We start from the raw sequence: 1,767 nt of genomic DNA, 5'->3' as shown, positions 1-1,767 counted from the left end.
GGCAGTACGAGGGGGGTGCGCCGACGCGGGCGGCGGCGGTGAGGTACCCCTCGGGGCTGGGCTTGCCGTCGGCGACGTCCTCGGCGCAGACCAAGACGTCGGGCAGCGGCAGTCCCGCCGCTGCCATCCGGCTGCGGGCGACCCTCCGGGTCGCGGAGGTCACCAGTCCCCAGCGGCGCGGGGGCAGGGTGCGCAGCAGCCGCGGGGCGCCGGGTGCGGCGCGGACGCCGGCGGCGTCGGTGCACGACAGGTGGTCGAACCAGGCCAGCTCGGCGTGCGGGTCGGCGTGGGGGGCCAGTTCGCGGATGACGTCGATGTCGCGGCGCCCGTGTGAGGCGCGTATGACCTTCTCGGGGTCGAGGGAATGGCGCCTGGCCCACATGCGGGTGTGGCGGTCCATTGCGGCCGCGGATTCCACGAGTGTGCCGTCCATGTCGAAGAGCACGGCGTGCACGTCGAGCGAGCGCGGCCGACCGGGGTCGCCGAGGTCGCGGAATCTCACATTCAGCAGGGAATCCGTCCTGCCGGCACCCGCGTCCGGGGTATCTGTGAACAACTCTTCAGCGATCTCGCCCGCCCCCGCGGGCAGCATCGCTACTGCTTCGTCTAGTTCGTTGGTGCTTCGTACCGGCTGGTGCGCGGAGTCCACCGGAATCTCCACGCGGGCCGCCTTCCACATAAGTACCTGTCCGTTCGGTGAAAGGTGAACTTCAGGCCGTGCAGCGAGGGTTATGTGGTGCCGTGTCCAGGGTGTGACGAACCGTAGTCGCACGGTGACTGGAGGCCATCACGCGTTCGGTTCGGCGTTCGAGCGAGCGTCATCGTACATGCAATCGGTTGGTCTGAACCATTCTTTTTTCGCAAAACATTTGTCGGATATGTCCTACTCAGGGGACAAGACTGGATGTTGCCCCTTTAGGCGCCCCAACCGCCCCCTGTACAGGCGATGTTGCCGAGCCGGCGGACGCTCTACGATGTCGGGCGACCGGCTCGGCGAGCGCGACGACCCCCGGAAAGGACCCGGATGACATGCCGCGGATAGAGCAGGGCAGGGTAAATGTCGACACCGGCCACGAATTCGTGCTCTTCCTGGTGGGAATGCGCATCAATTACCTCTGGAAGGTGCACAGGTGGTGGCCGGCGTTCACCGCGATGCCGAAGCTGCTGGTCGAACTCGGCGAGGATCCGGAACTCGGTCTGCTGGGCAGCAGAATGAGCCGCAAGGGGCGCACGATCACGGTCGTGCAGTACTGGAGGTCGGCCGAGCACATAGCGGAGTTCTCGAAATCGCAGGAGCACCGGCACAGGGAGTACTGGAAGTGGTTCAACCGCGCCGTCGGCAGCGGCGGGGACGTCGGCATCTGGCACGAGCTGTACCACGTGCGGCCGGGCTCCTATGAGGCCCGCTATATCAACATGCCGGAATTCGGACTGGCCGCCGCTTTCGGCGGCGAGCCGGGCCGCAGAGCGGAACCGGAATGAGCGTGGACGGCGTCGGGTGACACCGGGTCAGGGAAATTCGGCGCCCCTTTCGCGGATTCCCCGGGCGGTGCCCGGGGCACCCGCGCACTCCACTGCCAGCGCCCCCGCGTGGCCGGTCCCGGGGGCCAGGTCGACCAGGTGCCAGCCCGGCACGGCGGTGGAGACGTCGTCCGCGTCGAGGGCGCGGCCCAGGCCCACGCCGAGCCCTTTGAGGTACGCCTCCTTGCGCGTCCACAGGCGCGTGAACGCGGCGGACCGCAGCGCCTCGGGCGCCGCGTCGACCAC

The 1,767-nt window shown here is 68.5% G+C and carries 3 protein-coding genes; 1 reads left to right on the top strand and 2 read right to left on the bottom strand.

Annotated elements, in window-relative coordinates; all coding sequences use genetic code 11:
* On the bottom strand, positions 1 to 502 hold a 502-nt coding region (locus H5J30_RS37095), incomplete at its 3' end, for an HAD family hydrolase (RefSeq protein WP_309505688.1).
* A gap of 527 nt (positions 503 to 1,029) precedes the next feature.
* On the opposite strand from H5J30_RS37095, the gene H5J30_RS31080 reads away from it, so the two are divergent.
* Entirely contained in the window at positions 1,030 to 1,482 is a 453-nt protein-coding gene (locus H5J30_RS31080; protein WP_181790847.1) for a DUF4188 domain-containing protein, read from the top strand.
* Positions 1,483 to 1,509: 27 nt separating this feature from the next.
* Here H5J30_RS31080 and H5J30_RS31075 read toward each other — a convergent pair.
* Positions 1,510 to 1,767: 4'-phosphopantetheinyl transferase superfamily protein (locus tag H5J30_RS31075; protein WP_181790845.1), on the bottom strand; the 258-nt coding region annotated here is incomplete at its 5' end.

This window comes from Streptomyces phytophilus (genome assembly GCF_013870535.1).
GTDB lineage: Bacteria > Actinomycetota > Actinomycetes > Streptomycetales > Streptomycetaceae > Streptomyces > Streptomyces phytophilus.
The sequence above is the reverse complement of the archived record's forward strand: the minus strand, read 5'-3'. Positions and strand labels throughout refer to the sequence as shown.

What these genes read in the sequence shown, in the direction of transcription:
- H5J30_RS31080 (WP_181790847.1), top strand. Translation starts at nt 1,030, where the DNA reads ATGCCGCGGATAGAGCAGGGCAGGGTAAATGTCGACACCGGCCACGAA.